General features: G+C 67.9%; 4 protein-coding genes. 2 read left to right on the plus strand and 2 right to left on the minus strand.

Annotated features, from left to right (window positions below):
* Both ACEQZD_RS13225 and ACEQZD_RS13230 read right to left on the minus strand, forming a co-directional pair.
* The coding region (locus tag ACEQZD_RS13225; protein WP_370186052.1) for a peptidylprolyl isomerase at positions 1-824 on the minus strand (824 nt) is incomplete at its 3' end.
* A complete protein-coding gene (locus ACEQZD_RS13230) occupies positions 817-3,090 on the minus strand; it encodes an LPS-assembly protein LptD (RefSeq protein WP_370186053.1) in 2,274 nt (757 codons plus the stop codon). The genes ACEQZD_RS13225 and ACEQZD_RS13230, both read right to left, overlap by 8 nt.
* Before the next feature lie 67 nt (positions 3,091-3,157).
* Between ACEQZD_RS13230 and ACEQZD_RS13235 the strand changes: the two genes are divergently transcribed.
* Positions 3,158-4,150: an aminoglycoside phosphotransferase family protein gene (locus ACEQZD_RS13235; RefSeq protein WP_370186055.1), complete on the plus strand. Its 993-nt coding sequence runs from the start codon at positions 3,158-3,160 to the stop codon at positions 4,148-4,150.
* A partial coding sequence (locus tag ACEQZD_RS13240; RefSeq protein WP_370186057.1) for an NDP-sugar synthase occupies positions 4,150-4,522 on the plus strand: 373 nt, incomplete at its 3' end. The genes ACEQZD_RS13235 and ACEQZD_RS13240, both read left to right, overlap by 1 nt.

Here is a 4,522-nt window from a genome sequence, read left to right on the forward strand (position 1 = left end):
CGGTCGATCATCTTGAGAATGTGGAAGCCGGCGCCGGAGCGCAGCGGCTCGCTGATGTCGCCCTTGTTCATATCGATCGCCGCGTCGGCGAACAGGCTCGGCCACTGGGCCGCTTCCCGCCAGCCCAGGTCGCCGCCTTCCAGCGCCTCCGGGCCGTCCGATTCGGACACCGCGGTCTCCGCGAAGTCGGCGCCGTCGCGCAGGCGCTGCACCAGGGCCTCGGCCTCTTCCTGGGCCGCGCTCACCTGTTCCGGGCTGGCGTTGCCGGGCACCTTGACCAGGATGTGGCCGAGGTGGAAATCCGCCTGGAACATCTGGCGGCCGGTTTCCGACTCCAGGAACCGTTGCACTTCGCGGTCGGTGACCCGCACCCGGGACGCCACGCTGCGTTGCTGCAGCCGGGACACCACCATCTCGCCGCGCACCTGCTCGCGGAAACGGGACCAGTCGTAGCCGTCGGCGCGCAGGGCGTCGGCGAACTGCTGCAGGGTCATGTTGTTCTGCCGGGCGATGCCGGACAGCGCCTGGTTAAGGGCCCCGTCGTCGACGCGGATGCCGGCCCGCTCCGCCATCTGCAGCTGCAGACGCTCCAGGATCACGCGGTCGAGGACCTGCTCGCGCAGCACCTCGCGGGGCGGCAGCGGGCGGTTGTCGCCACGGAACTGGGCGGCGATTTCGTCCACCCGTTCCTGGAGCTCGCTTTCCATGATCACGCCGTCGTTGACCACCGCCACGATGCGGTCGAGCATTTCCACCTGGGCATGGACGCCCGGGGACAGCAAAATCGTCGCGCTCAGCAACCAGGTTGCCAGAGACCTAATCATACTCACTCCTGTATCCGGGAATGCTGCGTTCCAGCAGGGAATCCACCCGGCCGCCGAAGCCGCCCAGCCCGGTCATTTGAATCTGTAGTAGCACGGTGGTGTCCGCTTCCAGCGTGGTGTCACCGTCTTCGTCGGTGAGTTCCCGCTGGCTCAGCCAACGGATTTTCCAACAGCAGTTACGCCATTCCGCGCCCGCCAGTGTTTCCACGGTGCGCTGGTTCTCATAGTCGTAGAGCCAGCGGCCCACCAGCCGCCAGTTGTTGTGGATCGGCAGGATGGCGGCGATCTCCGACTGGCGGATGTCGTCCGCGGGGCGATCGTGGAAGGCCAGGTTGAACACCCGCCGCTCCCGATCCGTATAGCCCAGGCGCATCGAGGAGCGCTGCCGCTCGTTGGCGTGCGTATCCCATTGTCCCTCCGTGTAGAGGTACCAATCGTGCCCAAAGTTCCAGCGCATGTCGGCGACCATGGGGGTCTGGTCGGCGTCGTCCGGCGGTTCGCCGTCCAGTTGCACCTTGCGCTCGCCCCGGTAGAAGCCCTGGCCGAGGCGCAACCGCAGCTGCTCGCGGCCGTCGGCGTTGCGCAGGAAGCGGCTGGTCAGACCCAGCGACGCCTTTTCCTCGTCGCCGAAGCGGTCGTAACCGATGAACCGGTTCTGCCGGAACAGCGTATTGTACGAGAAGGTCAGCTCACCGCTGTCGAAATTGGGCAGCTGGTCCTGCTGCTCGTAGGCCAGTTTGTTGATGAACAGCCGCGGCTCCAGGGTTTGCGTGTAGCCGCGCCCGAACAGATTGGTCTCGCGCTCCAGGAACAGCCCGGAATCCACGCTCGCGCCCCAGGTGCTCAGGGTGGCGTCGCTGGCGGAGGTTTCCGCATCGTCGAGCTGGTAACGGTTATGGTAAAGCCGCGCCTGGGGTTCCACATAGCCCCAGCTCTCCTCCATGCGCACCGCCAGGCCCGGGGCCAGGTGCACACGGGCGCCGGTGGGGTTGTTGCTGGTGTCCTTGTCGGAGCGGTCAAAGGCGGTCACGTCGCTGAGCCACAGGCCGCGCACCGGGCCCAGCAGTTCCGGATCGCCGGACAGCTGCAGCTGCGGCAGGCGGCGGTAGGGCAGCTGGTCGTCCGGCAGCGTCGGGTCGATGGTCTGCCAGGATTGCAGACGCGCCAGCGCCCGCCAGTCGCGGCCGAAGTAGCGGGCCTGGCCGAGCCGGGGCAGGTGGGTGCGGGAGCTCACCTCCAGGCCGGTATCCAGATCCTTGAAGTAGAAGTCGTCGGACACGTAGTTCACGTCGGAGGTGAGCGCCCAGCGTCCCACCGAGCCGTCGTGCTGCCAGGCGGCCAGCTCCCGGTTCTCGCCGTCGAACTCGCTGTCGTTGAACAGCACGCCGTAGCTGAGGCGGCCCTGGCCCAGGTCGGACAGGTAGCGGAATTCGCCTTCCACGCCGCTGCCCCGGCCGTCGATATGGCGCGGTGCGATGGTGGCGTCCATCTGCGGGTGGATGTTGATGTAAATCGGCTGGGTCAGGTCCACGCCGCCGCTGTCGCTGGTGCTGATGGTGGGGAACAGCAGGCCGCTCTTGCGGCGCTCGTCGATCGGGAAGGTGATCCAGGGCAGCCACAGCAGTGGCATGCCCTTGACGCGCAGGGTCACGTCGCGGGCCTCGCCCCAGCCCTTTTCCCGGTCCAGCCGGATCTGCCGGCCGCCCAGTTCCCAGCCGTTGGAGCCGGGCGCGCAGGTGGTGTAGGTGCCCTGCTCGATGGTGGTGAAGTTCTCCACCAGATCAATGTGCTCCGCGGTGCCCCGGGCGCCCGGGCCGAACAGCGCGTAGCGGACCCGGTTCAGGCTCGCCTCGCGGCGCAGGGTCTGGCCGCTCATGCCGTCGGCGATAAAGGTGAACTGGTCGGTCTCCAGGCGCAGGCTGTTGGCCACCTCGAATTTGCCGCTGGACTGATCGAGCAGGGCGGATTGGCTGGTCAGGCGCCGGCCGGGGCGCTCGATCAGCACCTCGCCGTCCATGTTGATCAGCCCGTCCTCGGTGAGGCTGGTGCTGTCGGCGGTGATGATGATGTCGCTCTGATCCGCCGGCACACCCACGGACGGGTTGTAATAGATGCCGCTGCACCAGACCGGAATCGGCCGCTGCTGGACCGGCGGCAGGCTCGTCATGGTGTCGCGGTCGACCCAATTGAGGTCGTCGTCGGCTCCGGCGACGCCGGCCAGCAAAAGGGCGAGGCCGGGTAAAAACAATCGTGAGGGCAGTGGCATCGGCTGCTCGGAACAGGTAAAAAGGGCCGTTTCGCAATCGCGGCAGTGTAATGGATTGATGGTGGCAATGCAGCCAGAGAAGGGTAACTCCGATATTCGCCGCCGGGCACTGGACCAATGGGTCAGTGACTGGCTGGGGGCGCCGGTGAGCGGCGAAGTGGCGTCCGCCGACGCCAGTTTCCGGCGCTATTTCCGCTACCGGCACGGCGGCCGCACCCTGGTGGCCATGGACGCGCCGCCGGAGCAGGAGGATTGCCGGCCCTTCGTGGACGTGGCCGGCCGCCTGGCCCGCGCCGGCGTGGCGGTGCCGGAAATACTGCACCAGGACCTGGACCAGGGTTTCCTGCTGCTCACCGACATGGGCCGTGAAACCTGGCTCACCGCCCTCGACGAGGGCAACGCGGACGCCTGGTTCGCGGCCGCCCTGGAGACGCTGATCACCCAGCAGCGCTGCGCCGATACCCAGGGGCTGCCCGGGTACGACCGGGCCCTGCTGCGCCGCGAGCTGGACCTGTTTCCGCACTGGTATCTGGGCGAGCACCGGGGCTTGCGCCTGGACGGCGCCACCGCCGGGCGCCTGGAGGCGGTGTTCGATACCCTGATCGAGTCCGCCCTGGCTCAGCCCCGGGTGTTCGTGCACCGCGACTTCATGCCGCGCAATCTGATGGTCCGCGACCCCAACCCCGGGGTGATCGATTTCCAGGACGCGGTGGCGGGGCCGATCAGTTACGACCTGATCAGCCTGTTCAAGGACGCCTTTCTGAGCTGGCCGGAGGCGCGCGTGCTGGAGTGGCTGCGCGACTACCACCGGCGCGCCGCCGGGGCCGGCTTGCCGGTGCCGGAAGCGTTCGATGACCTGCTGCGCTGGTGCGACCTGATGGGCGCCCAGCGCCACCTCAAGGTGATCGGCATTTTCGCCCGCATCCGCCACCGCGACGGCAAGCCCAAATACCTGGAAGACGCGCCCCGCTTCTTCGCCTACCTGCGCACCGTGATCGCCCGCCGCCCGGACGAGCTGGGCGAGCTCGGCCAGCTGCTGGATCTCTGGGAGTGCCCCTGATGCGCGCCATGATCCTGGCCGCCGGCTACGGAAAACGGATGCGACCGCTCACTGATCACACCCCCAAGCCGCTGCTCGAAGCCGGCGGTAAGCCGCTGATCGAGCATCATATCCAGGCGCTGCGCGGCGCCGGCGTCGAGCAGCTGGTGATCAATACCGGCTGGCTGGGCGAGCGGCTGGAAGCGCACCTGGGCGACGGCGAGCGCCTGGGCGTGTCGATCCGCTGGTCGCGGGAAGGCACGCCCCTGGAAACCGCCGGCGGCATCCGCCGGGCCCTGCCGTTGCTGGGGTCGGACCCTTTTCTGCTGGTCAACGGCGACATCTGGACCGACTACGATTTCAGCGCCCTGGTCGACGCGCCGGTGGGCGACG

This window comes from Alloalcanivorax sp., from assembly GCF_964221125.1.
Classification (GTDB): Bacteria; Pseudomonadota; Gammaproteobacteria; order Pseudomonadales; family Alcanivoracaceae; genus Alloalcanivorax; species Alloalcanivorax venustensis.

Excerpts from the sequence above, each read along its gene's own strand:
- ACEQZD_RS13235 (WP_370186055.1), top strand. The coding sequence starts at position 3,158 with ATGCAGCCAGAGAAGGGTAACTCCGATATTCGCCGCCGGGCACTGGAC.
- ACEQZD_RS13230 (WP_370186053.1), bottom strand. The coding sequence starts at position 3,090 with ATGCCACTGCCCTCACGATTGTTTTTACCCGGCCTCGCCCTTTTGCTG.